Source organism: Variovorax cryoconiti (genome assembly GCF_051216395.1).
In the GTDB taxonomy this organism is placed as follows: domain Bacteria; phylum Pseudomonadota; class Gammaproteobacteria; order Burkholderiales; family Burkholderiaceae_C; genus Variovorax.
The window spans coordinates 66300-87672 of the sequence record NZ_JBPJZI010000010.1; the positions used below are offsets into that span (position 1 = coordinate 66300).

The following is a 21373-nucleotide window of genomic DNA, read 5'->3' on the forward strand; positions in this document are numbered from 1 at the left end:
CCTCTCCAAGCCAGAGACACCGTGGAACCGGCTCCGCCGGGCCGCAGGTGTCGCCCCCGGAAGGGGGTTGGCGAAGCGACACGAAGTGCGCGAAGCCTGGGGGAAAGCCTAGTCGCCGGCGGCGTGCTGCGAGGCGGCCTGCAGCGTGGGCGACATCAGGTGCGAGGCCTCGACCCAACGGCGCACACGCTCGGCGTCGGCGATCCGGCTGAACTTGCCGGCGGAATCCAGGAACACCATGATCACCTTGCGGCCCGCGATGCGGGCCTGCATCACGAGACACTGGCCGGCTTCGGAGATGTAGCCGGTCTTTTGCAGGCCGATCTGCCAATCCGGGCTCTTCACGAGGCGGTTGGTGGTGTTGTACTGCAGCACCCGGTTGCCGACCTCGACCTGGTAAGCCGGCGAAGTCGACAGCTCACGCACGGTCGCGTTGCCCGAAGCGGCATTCACCAGCAGCGCCAGATCCTGCGCGCTGGATTGGTTGTGGCTCGACAAGCCGGTGGGCTCGACATAGCGCGTGTCCTTCATGCCGAGCAGCTTGGCCTTGGCGTTCATCATGCTGACGAAGGTGGCCAGCCCGCCCGGGAAGGTGCGGCCCAACGCATGGGCGGCGCGGTTCTCGCTGGACATCAGGGCCAGGTGCAGCAGTTCGCCGCGCGACAGCGTGGCGCCGATGCGCAGCCGCGAGCTGCTGCCCTTCTCGGTGTCGACGTCATCCTGGGTGATGGTCAGCAGTTCATCCATCGGCAGTTGCGCTTCGCTGATCAGCAGACCCGTCATCAGCTTGGTGAGCGAGGCGATCGGCAGCACGGCATGGTCGTTCTTGCTGAACAGCACTTCACGCGTGTCCTGGTCGATGACCAACGCGGCGCTCGACTTCAGGTCGAGCGCATCGTCGGTGCTGTGCAAGCCGGCCATCTGCCCATAGGACAGGCGAGCCGGTTGCTCCACGCGGACCACCGAGCGGCGTTGCACCGCAACAACGGTCTTGCCACCGCTCTTGCGGATGGTGGCGACGACATTCCTGCCACCGCGCACGCTTTTCTCGGTGTTGTCTGCCCTGGAGGCGCGCTGCGCGACCGGCGCGGTCTTGCGCTTGGCATTCACAGCAGGCTGGCTTTTCTTGGCCGCCACGGGTCGCTTGGCGTCGGCGGCATGGGCGGCCGGGGCGATGAAGGCCACAGCGCACAGCGTCGCAGCGATCAGACGGAGAGCTTGACGGACCCGCTGGGGCGAAACTCGGTAAGGACGGGCCTCAGGCATTCAGAACTCTCCAGCGGCGTAAAAGGTGTCCGCAGTGTATCGAAATCAAAAAAAGCACGCAATAACAGTTACTTGCGGGCCTTTCTTCATTCGAAGCAAAAGGATCGCCTGAAACTAGCCTTGTGCGGCCACTCTCTCAGCTTGGCTCTGTAACTTGTTGAGCGCACTCAAATAAGCCTTGGCGGATGCCACCACGATGTCCGGGTCGGCCCCGACGCCGTTCACGATGCGGCCGGCGTTCTGCAAGCGTACCGTAACCTCGCCTTGACTTTCGGTCGATCCGCTGATGGCATTGACCGAATAGAGCACCATTTCGGCGCCACTTCGCACGTGGGACTCGATCGCCTTCAGCGAAGCGTCCACCGGACCGTTGCCGTCCGACTCGCCAGTCACTTCCTGGCCGTGCACGGTGAATACGACACGGGCCTGGGGCCGCTCGCCGGTTTCGCTGTGCTGGGACAAGGATACAAATCCAAACAAGTCACCAACGCTCGCACCCTCCTCGTCGCTGACAAGCGCCAGGATGTCCTCGTCGAAAATCTCGCTCTTTCTGTCCGCGAGCTCCTTGAAGCGGGCGAAGGCGGTGTTGATGTCCGCTTCGCTCTGCATGCTCACGCCCAGCTCGAGCAGGCGCTGCTTGAAGGCGTTGCGGCCGCTCAGCTTGCCCAGCACGATCTTGTTGTTGGCCCAGCCCACGTCCTCGGCCCGCATGATTTCGTAGGTGTCGCGCGCCTTGAGCACGCCGTCCTGGTGAATGCCGGAGGCATGCGCGAAGGCATTGGCGCCCACCACGGCCTTGTTCGGCTGCACCACGAAGCCGGTGGTCTGGCTCACCATGCGGCTGGCCGCCAGGATGTGCTGCGTGTCGATGCCGAGTTCGAGCCCGAAGTAGTCCTTGCGGGTCTTCACGGCCATCACGACCTCTTCGAGCGAGCAGTTACCGGCGCGTTCGCCCAGGCCATTGATCGTGCACTCGACCTGGCGCGCGCCGCCGATCTTCACCCCCGCGAGCGAGTTGGCCACCGCCATGCCCAGGTCGTTGTGGCAATGCACCGACCAGATCGCCTTGTCGCTGTTCGGGATGCGCTCGCGCAGCGTCTTGATGAAGGTGCCGTAGAGCTCGGGGATGGCGTAGCCGACGGTGTCGGGCACGTTGATGGTCGTCGCGCCTTCGCTGATGACCGCCTCGAGCACGCGGCACAGGAAGTCCATGTCGCTGCGGTAGCCGTCTTCCGGACTGAACTCGACATCGGCCACCTGGTTGCGCGCGAAGCGCACCGCCAGCTTCGCCTGCTCGAACACCTCGTCGGGCGACATCCGCAGCTTCTTCTCCATGTGCAGCGGCGAGGTGGCGATGAAGGTGTGGATGCGACCGCTGGCCGCGCCCTTGAGCGCCTCGGCGGCGCGCGAGATATCGCGGTCGTTGGCACGCGACAGGCCGCAGATGGTCGCGTCCTTGATGGTGTTCGCGATCAGCTTCACGGCTTCGAAATCGCCATTGGAACTCGCGGGAAAACCGGCCTCGATCACGTCGACCCGCAGGCGCTCCAGCTGCTTGGCGATGCGCAGCTTCTCGTCCTTGGTCATGGACGCGCCGGGCGACTGCTCGCCGTCGCGCAAGGTGGTGTCGAAAATGATCAGTTTGTCGGTCATCGTGAGGTCCTTGTCTTCCTTGTGGGGCTGTTGCGGCTCAGGCCGCGACGGTGTCGGATTGTGCGCTGGGCGCGGTGCGCGCCCGGGCACGCGCCAGCCCCGAGACGATCGCCTTGAGCGAGGCCGAGACGATGTTGGGGTCGATGCCCACGCCGAACAGCGTGTGCCGGTCGTCGACCCGCATCTCGAGATAGGCGACAGCCTGCGCGTCGGCGCCCGCACCGATGGCGTGCTGGTGGTAGTCGATCACGCGGATCGCGTGCCCGGTGCTCTCGGCCAGCGCCTGGATGAAGGCATCGATGGGGCCGTTGCCACGCCCTTCGATGCGACGAATTTCGTCGTCCCAGGGCAGGTCGCCGCGCAGCAGCACCGATGCGGCGGCACCTTCGCCCTCTTCCTCGATCACGCGGTGCTGCAGGGCCTGCACGGTCTTGAGGCCGTATTCGCGTTCGAACAAGGCATAGAGGTCGGCGGCGCTCAGCTCCTTGCCGGCGACATCCATCACGTGCTGCACGGTCTGCATGAATTCGATCTGCAGGCGGCGCGGCATCTCGATGCCGTATTCGCTTTCGAGCAGGTAGGCCATGCCACCCTTGCCCGACTGGCTGTTCACGCGGATCACGGCTTCGTAGCTGCGGCCGAGGTCCTTGGGGTCGATCGGGAGGTACGGAATCGCCCAGACATCGCCGTCCTTGCGGATCGCGAACGCCTTCTTGATCGCATCCTGGTGCGAGCCCGAGAACGACGTGTAGACCAGATCGCCCGCATACGGATGGCGCGGATGCACCGGCAGCTGGTTGCAGTGCTCCACCTCGGCGCGGATCGCATCGATGTCCGAGAAGTCGAGGTTCGGCGTGACGCCCTGCACGTAGAGGTTGAGCGCGACGTTCACGATGTCGAGGTTGCCGGTGCGCTCGCCGTTGCCGAAGAGGCAGCCTTCGACGCGATGCGCACCAGCCATTAATGCGAACTCGGCAGAGGCGGTGCCCGTGCCGCGGTCGTTGTGCGGGTGCACCGACACGACCACGTTGGGGCGGTCGGCGAAGCGGCGGCACATCCACTCGATCTGGTCGGCGAAGCCATTGGGCGTGCTGATTTCCACCGTGGTGGGCAGGTTGAGGATGATGGGCCGACCTGCGCCCCACGCGGCGATCGCCGTCTCGCAAGCCTGCAACGACACGTCGAGCTCGGTCATGCAGAACACCTCGGGCGAGTACTGGAGCACCCACTCGGTTTCCGGCTGCGCATCGGTCAGGCGCTTGACCTGGCCGACGCTGCGGTCGATGAGCGCCATCACCTCCGGCACGCTCATGCCGAAGACCACTTCGCGCCATACGGGCGCCACCGCGTTGTAGACATGGACGATCGCTTTGCGCGCGCCGCGCAGCGATTCGACGGTGCGCGCGATGAGTTCCTCGCGCGCCGGCGTCATCACCTGGATGGTCACGTCGTCGGGGATCCGGTCTTCGTCGATGAGCTTGCGCAGGAAATCGAACTCCACCTGCGATGCGGCCGGGAAGCCGACCTCGATCTCCTTGAAACCGATGCGCACGAGCAGATCGAACATGCGCAGCTTGCGGTCGAGGTCCATCGGTTCGATGAGCGCCTGGTTGCCGTCGCGCAGGTCCGTCGACAGCCAGATCGGGGCCTTCGTCAGCACGGCGTCTGGCCAGGTGCGGTCCTTGAGGCCGATCGGTGCGAATGCGCGGTACTTGGCTTGCGGTTGCTTCAACATGACGATTCTTTCGGTGGTAGGTGGACCACCAGCAACCCCAAACAAAACGGCCCGTTGCTGGTGCGAACGGGCCGTGGTGAGGGATGCGCGTGCGCTACCGTCTCCGCCCGAAGGGGATGAGTAGTAGGGCCAGCGAAATCTTGTTCATGAGAAGCGCCAATGTAGCACAGCCTGCGCTCAGTTGTGCAGGCCGCGCTCGTCCGGCTCGTCGGTAGAAATACTGATCACGCTCGCCGGCTGCCCCTTGGCCTTGCGCCAGCCATAAACCACGTAGCCGCTCAGGCCGTAGGCGACGAACACACCAAAGAGCACCGTCGGCGGATGGATGTTGATCACGGCGATGCCCAGCGCGATGAGCACGATGGCCGCGAAGGGCACGCTCTTCTTCATCTGGATGTCCTTGAAGCTGTAGAACGGCGCGTTGGTCACCATCGACAGCCCGGCGTACAGCGTGAAGGCAAAGGTGACCCAGGTGATCTGGGTCCACGAGAGGTACAGCACTTCGCCGCCGCGCTTGCCCCACTCGGTCATGAGCCAGATGAAGCCGGCGACGAGCGCTGCCGCCGCAGGTGACGGCAGGCCCTGGAACCAGCGCTTGTCGACCACGCCGGTGTTCACGTTGAAGCGCGCCAGTCGCAAGGCCGCGCAGGCGCAGTAGACGAAGGCAGCGATCCAGCCCCAGCGCCCCAGGCCCTTGAGCGACCACTCGTAAGCGATGAGCGCCGGCGCAGCCCCGAAGGACACCATGTCCGACAGCGAATCCATCTGCTCGCCGAACGCGCTCTGCGTGTTGGTCATGCGTGCGACGCGCCCATCCAGGCTGTCGAGCACCATCGCCGCGAACACACCCAGCGCGGCGAGGTCGAAGCGCGCGTTCATGGCCATCACGATCGAATAGAAGCCACCGAACAGCGCGGCCAGCGTGAAAAGGTTGGGCAGGATGTAGATGCCCTTGCGGCGCTTGCGCGGCTGGATCTCGTCGGGAAGGGTGTCGTCGTGCATTTGTCGGCAGTTTAGTGCAGGCCTCAGGTGCGCCCGGAAAGAAAAAGGCCACCGCGAACGGTGGCCAGAGCAGCGTGGAGAACGGTCAGTTCTTGGTCTGGTCGACCAGCTTGTTCTTCATGATCCAGGGCATCATCTGGCGCAGCTGGGCACCGACCACCTCGATCTGGTGCTCGGCGTTGATACGGCGACGGCTGATCAGCGCCGGCTGGCCGGCAGCGGCTTCCAGCACGAAGCTCTTGGCGTATTCGCCGGTCTGGATGTCCTTGAGCACCTGCTTCATGACCTTCTTGGTCTCGTCGGTGATGATGCGCGGGCCCGTCACGTATTCGCCGTACTCGGCGTTGTTCGAGATCGAGTAGTTCATGTTGGCGATGCCGCCTTCATAGATCAGGTCGACGATCAGCTTGAGCTCGTGCAGGCATTCGAAATACGCCATCTCGGGCGCGTAGCCGGCTTCCACCAGCGTCTCGAAACCGGCCTTGATCAGTTCGACCGTGCCGCCGCACAGCACGGCTTGTTCGCCGAACAGGTCGGTCTCGGTCTCTTCGCGGAAGTTGGTCTCGATGATGCCGGCCTTGCCGCCGCCGTTGGCGGTGGCGTAGCTCAGGGCCAGGTCACGGGCCTTGCCGCTCTTGTCCTGGTGCACCGCCACGAGGTGGGGCACGCCGCCACCTTGCGTGTAGGTGCTGCGCACGGTGTGACCCGGGGCCTTGGGAGCGACCATCCAGACGTCGAGGTCGGCGCGCGGCTGCACGAAGCCGTAGTGCACGTTGAAACCGTGCGCGAAAACGAGCGATGCGCCTTCCTTGATGTTCGGGGCCACGTCGTTCTTGTAGACGTTGGCGATTTGCTCGTCGGGCAACAGGATCATGACGATGTCGGCAGCCTTCACCGCGTCGGCGACTTCGGCAACCTTCAGGCCGGCCTTCTCGACCTTGGGCCACGAAGCGCCGCCCTTGCGCAGGCCGACCACGACCTTCACGCCGCTGTCGTTCAGATTTTGGGCGTGGGCGTGGCCTTGCGAGCCGTAGCCGATGATCGCGACGGTCTTGCCCTTGATCAGGCTCAGGTCCGCGTCCTTGTCGTAATAAACCTTCATGATTGCTCCTTCGTTGACTCGTTGGTGGGTGTTGAACTGAAAACTAGACGCGCAGGATGCGCTCGCCGCGCCCGATGCCGCTGGCACCGGTGCGGACGGTTTCGAGAATGGCACTGCGATCGATCGCCTCGAGGAAGGCATCGTTCTTGCCATGGTCGCCGGTGAGCTCGATGGTGTAGCTCTTATCGGTCACGTCGATGATGCGGCCGCGGAAGATCTCCGCCATGCGCATCATCTCCTCGCGCTCCTTGCCGACCGCGCGCACCTTCACCATCATGAGCTCGCGCTCGGTGTAGGAACCCTCGGTCAGGTCGACAACCTTGACCACTTCGATCAAGCGATTCAGGTGCTTGGTGATCTGCTCGATCACGTCGTCCGAACCGGCCGTCACGATGGTCATGCGCGAGAGGCTCGGGTCCTCGGTCGGCGCCACGGTCAGCGATTCGATGTTGTAGCCGCGGGCCGAGAACAGGCCCACCACGCGGGACAGCGCTCCGGGCTCGTTTTCCAGCAGGACAGCGATGATGTGTTTCATGTGTGCGAACTCCTCTTTTCGCCGCCCTCCCCCGCGCACGGTAATGCGCGGGCTCGGCGGACAATAGATTCGTCGATTAAAAGTTGAAACCCGGTCCTTCGGACACGGGGACTTGTGGCTTCGCTCTGGCTCGCGCTAGAGGTCTTCCGAACCCAACAGCATCTCGGTGATGCCGGCACCCGCCTTGACCATCGGGAACACGTTCTCGGTCGGGTCGGTGCGGAAGTCCATGAACACCGTGCGGTCCTTGAGCTTGCGCGCCTCGCGCAGCGCGGGCTCCACGTCCTGCGGCCGCTCGATCAGCATGCCCACGTGGCCATAGGCCTCGGCCAGCTTCACGAAGTTGGGCAGCGCGTCCATGTAGCTGTGGCTGTAACGGCCGGAGTACTCGATCTCCTGCCACTGGCGCACCATGCCCAGGTAGCGGTTGTTCAGGGCGCAGATCTTGATGGGGGTGTTGTATTGCAGGCAGGTCGACAGTTCCTGGATGCACATCTGCACCGAGCCCTCGCCGGTGATGGTGAACACCTCGGATTCCGGCTTGGCCAGCTTGATGCCCATGGCATAGGGGATGCCCACGCCCATGGTGCCCAGGCCGCCCGAGTTGATCCAGCGGCGCGGCTCGTCGAAACGGTAGTACTGCGCGGCCCACATCTGGTGCTGGCCGACGTCGGACGTGATGTACGCGTCGGCGTCCTTGGTCATGGTCCAGAGCGTCTCGACCACGTACTGCGGCTTGATCACGTCCTGGTTGCCGCGGTCGTAGGCCAGGCAGTCCTTGCTGCGCCAGGCCTCGATGGTCTTCCACCAGTCGGCCAGCGCACCGGCATCGGGCTTCTGCGAAGCCTCGCGGATCATCGAGATCAGCTCGGTCAGCACGTCCTTGACGTCGCCGACGATCGGGATGTCGACCTTCACCCGCTTCGAAATGCTCGACGGGTCGATGTCAATATGGATGATCTTGCGTTCGTTCTGGGCAAAGTGCTTGGGGTTGCCGATCACGCGGTCGTCGAAGCGCGCCCCCACGGCCAGCAGCACGTCGCAATTTTGCATCGCGTTGTTGGCTTCGATGGTGCCGTGCATGCCCAGCATGCCCAGGAACTTGCGGTCGCTGGCCGGGTAGGCGCCCAGGCCCATCAGCGTGTTGGTGACCGGGTAGCCCAGCATGTCGACCAGTGCGCGCAGCTCGTTCGTCGCGTTACCCAGCAACACGCCGCCGCCGGTGTAGATGTACGGCCGCTTGGCGTTGAGCAGCAGTTGCAGCGCCTTGCGGATCTGCCCGCCGTGGCCCTTCTTCACCGGGTTGTACGAGCGCATCTCGACCTTGTCGGGATAGCCGGTGTACGTGATCTTCTTGAACGACACGTCCTTCGGCACGTCGACCACCACCGGGCCGGGCCGGCCGGTGCGCGCGATGTGGAACGCCTTCTTCATGGTCATCGCCAGATCCTTGGGATCCTTGACGAGGAAGTTGTGCTTGACGATCGGTCGCGTGATGCCGACCGTGTCGCATTCCTGGAACGCATCGAGTCCGATCGCCGCCGTCGGGACCTGGCCCGAGATGATCACCATCGGGATCGAGTCCATGTAGGCCGTCGCGATGCCGGTGACCGCATTGGTCAGGCCGGGACCGGAAGTGACCAGTGCCACACCGACTTCGCCAGTGGCGCGCGCAAAGCCATCCGCCGCGTGCACGGCCGCCTGTTCGTGGCGTACCAGCACATGCTGGATGGTGTTCTGCTTGTAGAGCGCGTCGTAGATGTAGAGCACCGCGCCGCCGGGGTAGCCCCAGACGTACTCGACGCCTTCGGCCTGGAGGGCCTTGATCAGCACCTCCGCGCCCATGAGTTCTTGCGATTGTCCGCCGGCAGCCGCAGCTGCGGAGGCGATCTCCGCCTTGGAGATTTCCATGATGAACCTTTCGAGTTTTCGGGAACGAAAAACCTTGGGTGCCCCTTGCCAGCCCTTGTGAGACCGCGTCGGAACTTGAGGCCAAAGCCATGAGCGGACTGATGTTTCCGCCGGGCAGTGACCCGTTTGCCTGTGTGAATTGCAACGCGGATTATGGCACCCCCGGCCCGCCGGCCGTGGTGGGCACGCCACGGAAGGGGCCGATGCGATAATCCGGGCCGACAAGAATGAACCCTCCCCACGGGGGAAAGCCCACCTTTTGGCGCCCGATGCGCCCCTGTCCTTGGCCACCGAAAAAGAACTGTCCGATTTCCTGAAAAGTGTGGAACGCCGCGCCTTCAAGCGCTCGGTCTACCACGTGCGGGACGAGGAAGCGGCACTCGACATCGTGCAGGACAGCATGATGAAGCTGGCCGAACACTACGGCGACAAGCCGGCCAACGAGTTGCCGATGCTGTTCCAGCGCATCCTCTCGAACTGCACGCTCGACTGGTTCCGGCGGCAAAAGACACGCCGCGCCCTGTTCTCCAACATGAGCGACTTCGAGTCCGCCGACGACGGCGGCGATTTCGACCTCCTCGAGAACTTTGTCTCGCCCACCGACTCCCTTGAAACGGAGAGCGCCGAAGACACCACGCGACGCGCCCAGGTTTTCCACGAAATCGAAGAACAGATCGCGGCTTTGCCGGGCCGTCAACGCGAGGCTTTCCTGATGCGTTACTGGGAGGAAATGGACGTCGCCGAGACCGCGGCCGCCATGGGCTGCTCCGAAGGCAGTGTCAAGACCCATTGTTCGCGCGCGGTCCATGCGCTGAGCAAAGCGCTCAAAGCCAAGGGAATTTCACTATGAACCGCTCGATTTCTTCCGCCAACGACGCCGCAGAGGCGCAATTTGGCCACCGTGTGGCCGCACACCTGTCCGCCGGCACCGCTGCGATGCCGCATGACATCAGCGAGCGCTTGCGCGTGGCGCGCGCCCAGGCCGTGCTCCGTCGCAAACAGACCGACCGTCCTGCGGCCGTGGTGGTCGGTGCGGGTGGCGCTGCGGTGCTCGGCAGCGTCTGGTGGAACCGCTTCGGCGCCGTTCTTCCGCTGGTGGCCCTGGTGGTCGGGCTCGTCAGCATCAGCGTCTGGCAGGAGGATCAACGCTTCAAGGAACTGGCGGAGGTCGACTCCGCCCTCCTCACCGATGACCTGCCACCCGCCGCCTACACCGACCCGGGGTTCGCGCAGTTCCTGAAGACCGAAGGCAGCCCGAGCCGCTGATGGGTCCTTTTCTCCCCTCCGCGCTGACCTCCCGCCCCGTTCCGCCTGCATGACGTCCGACCACGCCCCCGATGCACGTTGCGTGCGCCTGCCGCGACGGCCACGCACGCGCAGCGCAGCGTGGCTCGTGGGCACGATGCTGTTGTGGGTGGCCGCGACCGTTTCGGTCGGGCAGGTGCAGGCCCAGGCACCATCGAGCGCACCTGCGCCAGCGGCTTCGCCGGCCAAACCCCTGGCCAAGCCACTCTGGCGCGACCTGAGCGCCAAGCAGCAGCAGGCCCTGCAACCGCTGGCCACCGATTGGGATGCCCTGAGCGAAGGCCACAAACGCAAATGGCTCACCTTGTCGCGCAACCACGCCAAGCTGTCGCCGGCGGAAAAGGCGACGCTGCACAGTCGCATGACGGAATGGACCGCCCTGAGCCGGCAGCAGCGCGACCAGGCGCGATTCAACTTCGCCGAAGTCAAGCAGGTGCCGGCGGACGAACGCAAGGCCAAATGGGAGGCCTACCAGGCCCTGACACCCGAGGAAAAGCGTCGCCTGGCCGAAAGCGCCGCGCCGCGCCCACCCGGCGCGGCCGGCACGATCCGGCCGGTGCCCGCCCAGAAGCTGGTGCCGCTCCCGACCGAGGCCATCAAGGGGCAGCACAGTGCGCGCATCCAGCTGGCGCCGCCGGCCGAAGCCGTGGCGCCAGCGCCTATGATCGCGACACCTTCGGCTCCCGTCGAAGCGTCGGCTCCGACGCCCGCCATGTCGCCGCCGGCACCCGTGGTACCGCCCCTGCCCTGATCCCCCCGTTTCGTCGATGAATCCGAGTTCCCCTGCCGCCGCCGTCTCCGGCGGGCCGGCCAGTGCGCCAGCGATGCAGACGCCCGGGCTGTGGCGCCGCATGGCCTGCTGGCTCTATGAAGGCATGCTCCTCTTCGCCGTCGTCTTCGTGGCGGGCTGGTTGTTCAGCACGCTCGGCCAGATGCGCGACGCCATGGATTCGCGCCGGCACCTGCTGCAGGCCTTTCTCTTCGTGGTGTTCGGCGTGTATTTCGTCTGGTTCTGGGCCAAGGGCCAGACACTGGCGATGAAGACCTGGAACATCCGCATGGTCGACCGCGACGGCCACCCCGTCACGCAGGGCCGGGCCCTGGCGCGCTACCTGCTGAGCTGGGTCTGGTTCCTGCCGCCGCTCGCGGCCATCGCACCGTTCAAGTTGTCGGGCGCCGAGTCCGCCCTGCTCATCGGCGGCTGGGTGGTGGTGTGGGCGCTGCTGGCGCGCTTCCATCCGCGGAAACAGTTCTGGCACGACGCCTGGGCCGGCACGCGGCTCATCACGTCGCGTCCGATGAGCCGCCGATGAGCACCCCGGCCCCTGTCAACCCGCAAAAGACACGACGCGGCATCGCCCGCGTCTGGCACGCCGTGTTCATCTCGCTGGACGGCTTCCGGGCCGGCTGGAAGGAGGCGGCCTTCCGCCAGGAGGTGGCCTGCGCCGTCGTCATGCTGCCGGCAGCCTTCTGGGTCGGACGCAGCTGGGTCGAGACCGCGCTATTGGCGGCCCTGGTGGTGCTGGTGCTGATCGTCGAGCTGCTCAACAGCGGCATCGAAGCGGCGATCGACCGCATCGGCCCCGAATGGCACAGCTTTTCCAAGACGGCCAAGGACCTGGGCAGCGCCGCAGTGCTGCTGTCGATCCTCCTGTGCAGCGCTGTCTGGCTGGCCGCGCTCTGGCAGCGCTTCGCGGTCGCCACCCCTTGAACGGCATGCGTCACGCAGCCACGGCATGATCGAACCCATGACTCCTGCTTTCTCGATTTGCGTCTATTGCGGCTCCCGACCCGGTGAGCGCCCCGAATTCACCCACGTGGCCCAAGCCGTCGGCCGCTGGATCGGCGAACGCGGCGGCCAGCTGGTCTACGGCGGCGGCCGCACCGGCCTGATGGGCACCGTGGCCGAGGCCACGCGCCAGGCCGGGGGTCGCGTGGTCGGCATCATCCCCAAGGCCCTGGTCGACAAAGAACTTGCCAACACGCTGTGCGACGAACTGCACATCGTCGACACGATGCACGAACGCAAGGCCATGATGGGCGAGCGGGCCGACGCCTTCCTTGCGATGGCGGGCGGCATCGGCACCTTCGAGGAACTGTTCGAGGTCTGGACCTGGCGCCAGCTCGGCTACCACGACAAGCCGGTCGGCATTCTCAACAGCGCCGGCTACTACGACGGCCTGCTTGCCTTCCTGGCGAACTGCGTGCGCGAGGGGCTCATGGGCGACTGGCAGATGGGGCTCGTCCGCAGCGGCACCGAGACCGCCCCGCTGCTCGAAGCGCTGATCGACGAAGCGGGCCGCCACGGCGGCGGGGACCGCCTGGCCGAAGTGCTCTGAGCCAGGCGTTCAGACGGCCGATTCGCCCTCTTCGCCGGTGCGGATGCGCACCACGCGCTCGACCTCGGTGACGAAGATCTTGCCGTCGCCGATCTTGCCGGTGCGTGCGGCGCTGACGATCGCCTCGACGCAGCGCTCGACCTCGCCTTCGTTGACCACCACCTCGATCTTCATCTTCGGCAGGAAGTCCACCACATACTCCGCGCCGCGGTAGAGTTCGGTGTGGCCCTTCTGTCGGCCGAAGCCCTTGACCTCGGTCACCGTGAGCCCGGACACGCCGACTTCCGCCAAGGCCTCGCGCACGTCGTCGAGCTTGAAAGGTTTGACGATGACAGTGATGAGTTTCATGGGCTTGTCTTCCTGCGGTTTCGTTGAATCGATTGGTCGATAGCGTAACGCCAATACCCGCCCCCGCCACGTCCTTCGATGCGAATACCCCCAGCGCGTCTCCAGGGCTGCGCACCGCCTTTGTGCGATGCCCGCCACCGGAGCACGCACGCGTGTGGACTGGTACGCTCACCCTGCGATGCGCGCTAGCTTCTCCGGCACCTCTTCCGTCCTCGGCTCCTGCTTCCACTGGGTCAACAGCCAGGCCTACGTCCTGCTCGTCTTCACCATGCTGACCTGGGGCGCGAACGCCGTGGCGGCGCGGCTGGCGGTCGGCGAGATCCCGCCGATGCTGCTGACCTGCTTGCGCTGGAGCGTCTGCTGCATCGCGCTGGCGCTGACGGCGCGCGCGCAGATCGCGACGCACTGGCGCAGCCTCTTGCCGCGCTGGCGCTCCATCGCGCTGATGGGTGCACTCGGTTTCACGGGCTTCAACGCGCTCTTCTACGCCGCTGCGCACCACACCACAGCGATCAACATCGCGATCATCCAGGGCACCATTCCAGTGCTCGTGCTGATCGGCAGCCTCATTCTCTACCGCACCCGCATCACGGGTCTCCAGATCATCGGCGCGGTGCTGACCATGGGCGGCATTGCGGTCGTCGCCTCGCAGGGCGAACTGGCTCGGCTGGCGGCGCTGAAGTTCAACATCGGCGACGTATGGATCGTCATCGCCTGCGTGCTGTATGCCGGCTTCGCGCTCGGACTGCGGCAACGCCCCGCCGTGCCGGCCATCGTGTTCTTCGCGGCGCTGGCCGCCGTCGCCGCCGTCGTCTCCGTGCCTTTCGTGGTCGCCGAGATCGCGATGGGCCAGTCCTACCTGCCGAGCGCCAAGGGCTGGCTGCTGGTGCTGTTCATCGGGCTGCTGCCCTCCTTCATCTCGCAACTGACTTTCATGCAGGCCGTCGCCCTCATCGGCCCGGCCCGCGCCGGCATGTTCATGAACCTGGTGCCGATTTTCGGCCCCCTGCTCGCCGTGATGGTGCTGGGCGAGCCGCTGTCGGCCTACCACGCGGTGGCGCTGGCGCTCGTGCTGGGCGGCATCTACATCGCCGAATACCTCGGCGCGCGAAAGCACTGAAACGCATCCCATGGCCCAGCCCGTTCTCCGACTCCACGCAGCCCCCGGCGAGATCGACGCCGAGGCCTGGAACGCCCTGCTCGCAATGCAGGCTGCGCCCAGCCCCTTCATGCGCCACGAATACCTCGACGCGCTGCACCGCAGCGGCAGCGCGACGCCGGAACACGGCTGGACGCCGCAGTTCGCAACGCTGTGGCGCGGCAAGACGATCATCGCGGCCTGCCCGCTCTACATCAAGGACCACTCCTACGGCGAGTACGTGTTCGACTGGGCCTGGGCCAACGCGTACGAACAGCACGGGCTCGCCTACTACCCGAAGGCCCTGGTTGCCGTGCCCTTCACGCCCGTATCCGGTACCCGCCTGCTGGCGCGCGACGCCGACAGCCGCGCGCTGCTGGTGCAAGGGCTCGTGCAGTTCTGCAAGGAGGCCGAGCTCTCGTCGCTGCACCTGCTCTTCGGTGCCGACGAAGACATCGCCGCCTGCGCCGACCACGGCCTGATGCTGCGCAACACGGTGCAGTTCCACTGGTCGAACCAGAACAGCGAATGCGCCGCAGCCTATGCCGACTTCGAGGCCTTCCTCGCGAGCCTCTCGCACGACAAGCGCAAGAAGATCCGGCAGGAGCGCCGCAAGGTCGCCGATGCCGGCGTGAGCTTCCGATGGGCCCGCGGCGGCGACATCTCGGCCACCGACTGGGACTTCTTCTATCGCTGCTACGCCCGCACCTATCGTGAGCACGGCAATGCGCCCTACCTGAGCCGCGACTTCTTCCAGCGCATGGCCGACACGCTGCCCCAGGCCTGGCTGCTCTTCGTCGCCGAGCGCGACGGCAAGGCCATCGCCGCCAGCCTGATCGCGCTGTCGGTCGACGCTGTCGACGGCGCTGCACCGCAGGCCGCCTACGGCCGCTACTGGGGGGCGCTGGAGCGCGTCGATTGCCTGCACTTCGACGCCTGCTACTACCAGCCGCTGGCCTGGTGCATCGACCACGGCGTGCAGCGCTTCGAAGGCGGCGCGCAGGGCGAGCACAAGATGGCGCGCGCCCTGATGCCGGTGAAGACCACCAGCGCCCACTGGCTGGCGCATCCAGCTTTCGCCGATGCGGTCGAGCGCTTCCTCGAGCGTGAGGGCGAGGGCATCGAGAGCTACATGCAGCATCTGGACGAGCGCAGCCCGTTCAAGTCGCAGGGCTGACGCGCACTCTTGCGCTGGCGCATCGCGATGGCGCCCGACCGAGCGACACTTGCCCGATGAGCGCCGCCATCGACACCGACGAGTCCCTCCCCCAGAAGCACACCCTCGCCGAAGACGCGCTTGCCGTGGCGAGCGGCACGCTGCTGATCTCGGTCGGCATCGCCTTCTTCACCACGGCCGGCCTCTTGACCGGCGGCACCGCAGGCCTGGCCTTCCTGCTGCACTACGCGACAGGCATCGGCTTCGGTCCGCTGTTCTTCGTGCTCAACCTGCCCTTCTACTGGCTCGCCTGGCGGAAGATGGGTGTGGCGTTCACGGTCAAGACCTTCATCGCAATCGCGTTGCTGTCGGCCCTGACGACGCTGCAGTCGCAGTTGCTGGCTTTCGCCTCGCTGCAGCCGGTGTATGCGGCGCTGGTGGGGGGACTGATCACCGGCACCGGCTTCCTGATCTTGTTCCGCCACAAGTGCAGCCTGGGTGGCATCGGCGTGCTGGCGTTGTGGCTGCAGGACCGCTTCGGCTGGCGCGCCGGCAAGGTGCAGATGGGCGTCGACTGCGCCATCGTGCTGCTGGCGCTGTTCTCGATCGAGCCGATGCGCGTGCTGTACTCGATCCTCGGTGCGGTGGCGCTCAACATCGTGCTGGCCATCAACCACCGCCCCGGTCGCTACCTCGGTATGTAGGCTGAGACCCACCCCCGATGCGCCTTCGGCGCCTCCCCCTCAAGGGGGCTCCCGGCGGCCTGGCAGAGCCAGTTCCGCGGGTGCCCTGGCATCCGGGCCGGGGCCGCCGCGGGGCACGCCCAGCTTACTTCTTGCCGTAGTTCGCGAGACCGTCGGTGATTTCCTTCTTGGCGGAATCGATGCCTTCCCAGCCGAGGATCTTGACCCACTTGCCCTCTTCCAGGTCCTTGTAGTGCTCGAAGAAGTGGCTGATGGCCTTCAGGCGCATCGGGTTCACGTCGTCGATCGACTTCCAGTGGCTGTAGATCGGCAGCACCTTGGTGGTCGGCACGGCCAGCACCTTGCCGTCGACGCCGGCTTCGTCTTCCATCATCAGGATGCCGAGCGGACGGCAGGGCACGACCACGCCGGGCAGCAGCGGGTACGGCGCGATCACCAGCACGTCGACCGGGTCGCCGTCGCCGCTCAGGGTCTGCGGCACGTAGCCGTAGTTGGCCGGGTAGTACATCGCCGTCGTCATGAAGCGGTCGACGAAGAGCGCGCCCGACTCCTTGTCCACTTCGTACTTGATCGGGTCCGAGTTCATCGGAATCTCGATGACCACGTTGAAGGCATCGGGAACGTTCTTGCCGGGAGAGACTTTGTCGAAAGACATGGTGTTGTCGCTGTAGTTTGAAAGTTGGGGCGGGATGCGGAGAAACCCGCAGTTTACTTTCCGCACCTGCATTGAATGGCACAGGTTGTGACATTTGCCTGTAAATTGCACCCGTTGGCCAATCGGCCTGCGTCCCGTCCACGGCGCAGGCTTCGAGGAAGCAACGCGACGGAAGCTTCGACCCGTACGCGTTGCGCACCGGGTTGGGCTTTCGTCTCCACAAGTCACAACGAACGAATGGAGATGCAAGCATGATCGGCAACACCCCTCTGGTCCTCGCCATCGTCTGCGGCCTTGTCGCCGTCGGCTACGGTGTGTGGGCCCGCAGTTGGATCCTCGCCAAAGACCCCGGCAACCCGCGCATGCAGGAGATCGCGGCGGCCATCCAGCAAGGCGCAGCGGCCTACCTGGCCAAGCAGTACATCACCATCGCCGTCGTCGGCTTGGTGCTGGCCATCCTCATCGGGATATTTCTCGACGCGACGACTGCGGTCGGCTTCGTCATCGGTGCGGTGCTCTCGGGCGCCTGCGGCTTCATCGGCATGAACGTGTCGGTGCGAGCCAACGTGCGCACCGCGCAGGCGGCCACGCAAGGCATCGGCCCGGCCCTCGACGTCGCCTTCCGCGGCGGGGCCATCACCGGCATGCTGGTGGTGGGGCTCGGGCTGCTGGGCGTGACGGGCTTCTACTGGTTCCTGGTCGGCAACGGCAACCTGACACCCGACAAGAGCCTGTCGTCGCTGCTCAACCCGCTGATCGGCTTCGCCTTTGGCTCGTCGCTGATCTCGATCTTTGCGCGGCTCGGCGGCGGCATCTTCACCAAGGGCGCCGACGTGGGCGCCGACCTGGTGGGCAAGGTCGAGGCCGGCATTCCGGAAGACGACCCGCGCAACCCGGCGGTGATCGCCGACAACGTGGGCGACAACGTCGGCGACTGCGCCGGCATGGCGGCCGACCTGTTCGAAACCTATGCGGTGACGCTGATCGCCACCATGGTGCTCGGTGCGCTGATGGTGGCGGCGGCGCCGGTCAACGCGGTGCTTTACCCGCTGGCACTGGGCGGCGTGTCGATCATCGCGTCGATCATCGGCTGCTTCTTCGTGAAGGCCTCGCCGGGCATGACCAACGTGATGCCGGCGCTCTACAAGGGGCTGGCGGTGGCGGGCATCCTGTCGCTGATCGCCTTCTATTTCGTCACGCAGTGGCTCATCCCGGACAACGCCATCGCCCCGACGGGCAGCGCGATGAAGCTGTTCGGCGCCTGCGCCGTGGGCCTGGTGCTGACGGCCGCGCTGGTGTGGATCACCGAGTACTACACCGGCACGCAGTACAAGCCGGTGCGGCACATCGCACAGGCCTCCACCACCGGCCACGGCACCAACATCATCGCGGGGCTCGGCGTGTCGATGCGGTCCACCGCCTGGCCGGTGATCTTCGTGTGCATCGCGATCCTCGCGTCGTATTCGCTCGCCGGGCTCTACGGCATCGCCGTGGCCGCCACCGCCATGCTGAGCATGGCCGGCATCGTGGTCGCGCTCGACGCCTACGGCCCCATCACCGACAACGCCGGGGGCATTGCCGAGATGGCCGAACTGCCCGCCAGCGTGCGCGCCGTGACCGACCCGCTCGACGCGGTCGGCAACACCACCAAGGCCGTGACCAAGGGCTACGCCATCGGCTCGGCCGGCCTTGCCTCGCTGGTGCTCTTCGCCGACTACACGCACAAGCTGGAAAGCTACGGCCAGGCGATCAGCTTCAACCTGAGCGACCCGATGGTGATCGTCGGCCTCTTCATCGGCGGGCTGATCCCCTACCTGTTCGGTGCCATGGCGATGGAAGCCGTGGGCCGCGCCGCCGGCGCTGTGGTGGAGGAAGTGCGCCGCCAGTTCCGCGACATCCCCGGCATCATGGAAGGCACCGCCAAGCCGGAGTACGGCAAGGCCGTCAGCATGCTGACCGGTGCGGCCATCAAGGAGATGATGATCCCCTCGCTGCTGCCGGTGGTGGTGCCGATCCTGGTGGGCCTGCTGCTCGGGCCGAAGGCACTGGGCGGGCTGCTGATGGGCACCATCGTCACCGGCCTGTTCGTCGCCATCAGCATGTGCACCGGCGGCGGCGCGTGGGACAACGCCAAGAAGTACATCGAGGACGGCCACCACGGCGGCAAGGGCAGCGACGCGCACAAGGCGGCCGTCACCGGCGACACCGTGGGCGACCCCTACAAGGACACGGCCGGCCCGGCGGTCAATCCGCTGATCAAGATCATCAACATCGTCGCGCTGCTGATCGTGCCGCTGGTGGTCAAGTTCCACGGCGGCTGAAGCAGCCGCGGCGAGCGCAGCGCGGCCGGCAGCGCTACAGCAGATCCTCGGGCACCAGCGGCCCGAGCAGGTTGATCTTCAGACGCTGCAGCCAGCTCGATTCCGGCTCGTCGTACAGCACGACCTCCTTGTCCTCGTCCATCGACAGCCATTCGAGCTTGCCGGTCTTGGGCTCAAGTCGCACCCGGTAGGCGCTTTCGAGCTTGCTGATGTTGATGATGCGCAGCATCTCGCGCGCCAGCTGCGGGCTGAACACGGCCAGGCCGAGTTCAGTGTTCTGCGTGGCCGAGCGCGGGTCGAGGTTGACCGAGCCGATGAAGATCAGGCGCTTGTCGACCACTGCCGTCTTGGCGTGCAGGCGCCCGAGCGAGCTGCCGAACACGCCGAGCCGCTTGTTGCGCGTGGTGCGCGCCGGGCTCAGCTCGTACAGGTCGACGCCGTCCTCGAGCAGTCGCTTTCGATAGCGTGCGTAGCCGCTGTGCACCAGCGGCTCGTCGTTGGCGGCCAGTGAATTGGTCAGCAGCGTCACGTCGACGCCCCAGTCGCGCAGCTGCTTGAAGCCGGCCATGCCGCGCTCGCCCGGCACCAGGTAGGGCGAGGTCAGCACCACCTCGTTCTCGGCCGTGAGCAGGCGCTGCCAGAAGCGCGCGGTCACGCTGCTCTCGAAGGCCTCGTCGCTCGTCATGTAGCGCAGCTTGGCCGGAGGGTCGGCCACGGCATTGGCCACGCCCCAGAGGAAGCCGATGCGGCCCTCGTCGAGCTCTTCGCCGATCGGCCCGTAGCCCAGCACGTCCGTCGGCGGCAGGATCACCTTGGGCGGCGGCGCGCCCATGCCGACGCGGGCGTCGAAATCGCTCTCCATCACCGTGCGGCCGGCGTAGGGCTTGACGATCTCGCCGATGGGGTAAACCTCTTCACTGTTCCAGTAGGCGTCGAAGATGTTGGCCAGTTGCTCGATCACCTTGCCGACGACCAGCGCGTCCATGTCGATGAAGTTCTGGGCGCTGTTCAGCGTGAAGTACTCGTCGGCGATGTTGCGCCCGCCCATCACGCTCATCACGCCATCGGCGATGAAGAGCTTGTTGTGCATGCGGTGGTTGAGCCGGTAGATGTCGAAGACCGACGCCGCAAAGCGGCCCGGCAGGCTGCCCCGTGCACAGCAGAAGGGGTTGAACAGCCGCACCTCGATGTTGGGCGTCGCCGTCATGGCCAGCAGCATCTGGTCGGTGCTGGCGGTGTAGAGGTCGTCCACCAGCAGACGCACGCGCACGCCACGCTGCGCCGCTTCCTTCAGCGTGCGCAGCAGCAGGCCGCCCGCCCCGTCGTTGGCGATCACGTAGTACTGCACGTCGAGCGTGTGTTTGGCGCGGCGCGCCAGCTCGATACGTGCGTCCAGCGAATACACGCCCAGCGGCATGAGGCGGAAGCCGGAATGTTCATCGGGCGGGGTGGAGGCCGCGACCACCTTCGCCAGCGGCGTCGTCGGGTCGGGCGCCAGCGACAGGGTCGGCGGCATGTGCTTGACGGCCGGCAGGCTGCCGCAGGCGCTCAGCAAGGCCACGAGCCCGAGCAGGGAAAGCCAGCCGGCCACGCGCGCCACGGCTCGTCGGAATAAGATGCGCGTCATTGTTGTTTGGGGATCGAGAACATGTTGCTGGCTGCTTCGACACGGTTTTCCATACCGCTGATGATGCTCTGTTTGGGGGTGTCTCTGCCAGCCGCAGCGGCGCTCGACATCGGCGAGCCGGCGCCCAAGTTCAGCGCCCCCGCGGCGCTCGACGGCAAGCCCTTCACCTACTCGCTGGGCGATGCCTTGAAGAAGGGGCCGGTGGTGCTGTACTTCTTCCCCGCCGCCTTCTCGACCGGCTGCTCCATCGAGGCGCATGCCTTCGCCGAAGCCATCGAGGACTTCAAGGCGGTCGGTGCCACAGTGATCGGCGTGTCCACCGACGACCCCGAGACGCTCGCCAAGTTCTCCAGCCAGTCCTGCCAGGGCAAGTTCCCGGTGGCGTCCGACGAGACCCGGGCCATCAGCAAGTCCTTCGACGCGCTGATGCAGACCCGCCCGGAGTATGCCAACCGCATCTCCTACGTGATCTCCCCCACAGGAGCGATTGCCTTCTACTACCAAAGCCTGAACCCGGCCAAGCACGTCGAGAAGGTGCTGGCGGCGGTCAAGGAACTCCCGTCCGCCCGGAAGTGA

21 protein-coding genes are annotated in these 21373 nt (G+C 65.8%); 11 read left to right on the forward strand and 10 right to left on the reverse strand.

What is annotated here, in order from left to right; translation table 11 throughout:
• Window positions 1-108: 108 nt before the first annotated feature.
• From ACSFA2_RS21105 to ACSFA2_RS21135, 7 genes are all read right to left on the reverse strand, one after another.
• Window positions 109-1266: a serine hydrolase gene (locus ACSFA2_RS21105; protein ID WP_435457290.1), complete on the reverse strand. Its 1158-nt coding sequence runs from the start codon at window positions 1264-1266 to the stop codon at window positions 109-111.
• 114 nt (window positions 1267-1380) lie between these two features.
• Window positions 1381-2919 (reverse strand): 2-isopropylmalate synthase, encoded by a 1539-nt coding sequence (locus ACSFA2_RS21110; protein ID WP_435457291.1) that lies wholly within the window; start codon window positions 2917-2919, stop codon window positions 1381-1383.
• Window positions 2920-2956: 37 nt separating this feature from the next.
• On the reverse strand, window positions 2957-4654 hold the full coding sequence (leuA, locus tag ACSFA2_RS21115; RefSeq protein WP_435457292.1) for a 2-isopropylmalate synthase: 1698 nt from the start codon (window positions 4652-4654) through the stop codon (window positions 2957-2959).
• Between the two features lie 177 nt (window positions 4655-4831).
• Window positions 4832-5656: a CDP-diacylglycerol--serine O-phosphatidyltransferase gene (pssA, locus tag ACSFA2_RS21120; protein WP_435457293.1), complete on the reverse strand. Its 825-nt coding sequence runs from the start codon at window positions 5654-5656 to the stop codon at window positions 4832-4834.
• A gap of 85 nt (window positions 5657-5741) precedes the next feature.
• Window positions 5742-6911 (reverse strand): ketol-acid reductoisomerase, encoded by a 1170-nt coding sequence (gene ilvC / locus ACSFA2_RS21125; protein ID WP_435457294.1) that lies wholly within the window; start codon window positions 6909-6911, stop codon window positions 5742-5744.
• Window positions 6802-7293, reverse strand: coding sequence for an acetolactate synthase small subunit (gene ilvN, locus ACSFA2_RS21130; RefSeq protein ID WP_262076813.1), 492 nt, complete (start codon window positions 7291-7293; stop codon window positions 6802-6804). Before ilvN ends, ilvC begins: the two co-directional genes overlap by 110 nt.
• Window positions 7294-7428: 135 nt before the next feature.
• Entirely contained in the window at window positions 7429-9204 is a 1776-nt protein-coding gene (locus tag ACSFA2_RS21135; RefSeq protein WP_435457295.1) for an acetolactate synthase 3 catalytic subunit, read from the reverse strand.
• A gap of 283 nt (window positions 9205-9487) precedes the next feature.
• Here ACSFA2_RS21135 and ACSFA2_RS21140 point away from each other — a divergent pair, with 283 nt between their 5' ends.
• From ACSFA2_RS21140 to ACSFA2_RS21165, 6 genes are read left to right on the forward strand one after another with little or no spacing between them, the layout of a single operon-like run.
• The gene (locus ACSFA2_RS21140; RefSeq protein ID WP_435457296.1) at window positions 9488-10054 is read left to right on the forward strand and encodes an RNA polymerase sigma factor; all 567 of its coding nucleotides are present in this window, start codon (window positions 9488-9490) and stop codon (window positions 10052-10054) included.
• Window positions 10051-10470, forward strand: a complete 420-nt coding sequence (locus ACSFA2_RS21145) for a DUF3619 family protein (RefSeq protein WP_435457297.1) — start codon at window positions 10051-10053, stop codon at window positions 10468-10470. The genes ACSFA2_RS21140 and ACSFA2_RS21145 overlap by 4 nt, the downstream gene beginning before the upstream one ends.
• 49 nt (window positions 10471-10519) lie before the next feature.
• Window positions 10520-11260 carry a DUF3106 domain-containing protein gene (locus ACSFA2_RS21150; protein WP_435457298.1) on the forward strand — a complete coding sequence of 247 codons (741 nt, stop codon included), beginning with the start codon at window positions 10520-10522 and terminating at the stop codon, window positions 11258-11260.
• Window positions 11261-11276: 16 nt separating this feature from the next.
• A complete protein-coding gene (locus ACSFA2_RS21155; protein WP_435457299.1) occupies window positions 11277-11822 on the forward strand; it encodes an RDD family protein in 546 nt (181 codons plus the stop codon).
• Complete coding sequence (locus tag ACSFA2_RS21160; protein ID WP_435457300.1) at window positions 11819-12220, forward strand: diacylglycerol kinase; 402 nt, start codon at window positions 11819-11821, stop codon at window positions 12218-12220. The genes ACSFA2_RS21155 and ACSFA2_RS21160 overlap by 4 nt, the downstream gene beginning before the upstream one ends.
• 37 nt (window positions 12221-12257) lie before the next feature.
• Window positions 12258-12848, forward strand: coding sequence for an LOG family protein (locus tag ACSFA2_RS21165; RefSeq protein ID WP_435457301.1), 591 nt, complete (start codon window positions 12258-12260; stop codon window positions 12846-12848).
• A 9-nt stretch (window positions 12849-12857) separates the two neighbouring features.
• Here the strand turns inward: ACSFA2_RS21165 and ACSFA2_RS21170 are convergent, their stop codons facing one another.
• A complete protein-coding gene (locus ACSFA2_RS21170; RefSeq protein WP_262076806.1) occupies window positions 12858-13196 on the reverse strand; it encodes a P-II family nitrogen regulator in 339 nt (112 codons plus the stop codon).
• A gap of 178 nt (window positions 13197-13374) precedes the next feature.
• On the opposite strand from ACSFA2_RS21170, the gene ACSFA2_RS21175 reads away from it, so the two are divergent.
• From ACSFA2_RS21175 to ACSFA2_RS21185, 3 genes are read left to right on the forward strand one after another with little or no spacing between them, the layout of a single operon-like run.
• Window positions 13375-14316, forward strand: coding sequence for a DMT family transporter (locus tag ACSFA2_RS21175; protein WP_435457302.1), 942 nt, complete (start codon window positions 13375-13377; stop codon window positions 14314-14316).
• Window positions 14317-14326: 10 nt separating this feature from the next.
• Window positions 14327-15511, forward strand: coding sequence for a GNAT family N-acetyltransferase (locus ACSFA2_RS21180; RefSeq protein WP_435457303.1), 1185 nt, complete (start codon window positions 14327-14329; stop codon window positions 15509-15511).
• Between the two features lie 56 nt (window positions 15512-15567).
• Window positions 15568-16194, forward strand: a complete 627-nt coding sequence (locus ACSFA2_RS21185; RefSeq protein ID WP_435457304.1) for a YitT family protein — start codon at window positions 15568-15570, stop codon at window positions 16192-16194.
• A 124-nt stretch (window positions 16195-16318) separates the two neighbouring features.
• On the opposite strand, the gene ppa is transcribed toward ACSFA2_RS21185, so the two are convergent.
• Entirely contained in the window at window positions 16319-16849 is a 531-nt protein-coding gene (gene ppa, locus ACSFA2_RS21190) for an inorganic diphosphatase (protein ID WP_286646601.1), read from the reverse strand.
• 251 nt (window positions 16850-17100) lie between these two features.
• Here ppa and ACSFA2_RS21195 point away from each other — a divergent pair, with 251 nt between their 5' ends.
• Window positions 17101-19170: a sodium-translocating pyrophosphatase gene (locus ACSFA2_RS21195; protein WP_435457305.1), complete on the forward strand. Its 2070-nt coding sequence runs from the start codon at window positions 17101-17103 to the stop codon at window positions 19168-19170.
• A 34-nt stretch (window positions 19171-19204) separates the two neighbouring features.
• On the opposite strand, the gene ACSFA2_RS21200 is transcribed toward ACSFA2_RS21195, so the two are convergent.
• Window positions 19205-20797, reverse strand: a complete 1593-nt coding sequence (locus ACSFA2_RS21200) for a phospholipase D family protein (RefSeq protein ID WP_435457306.1) — start codon at window positions 20795-20797, stop codon at window positions 19205-19207.
• 60 nt (window positions 20798-20857) lie between these two features.
• Here ACSFA2_RS21200 and ACSFA2_RS21205 point away from each other — a divergent pair, with 60 nt between their 5' ends.
• Complete coding sequence (locus ACSFA2_RS21205) at window positions 20858-21373, forward strand: peroxiredoxin (protein WP_435457307.1); 516 nt, start codon at window positions 20858-20860, stop codon at window positions 21371-21373.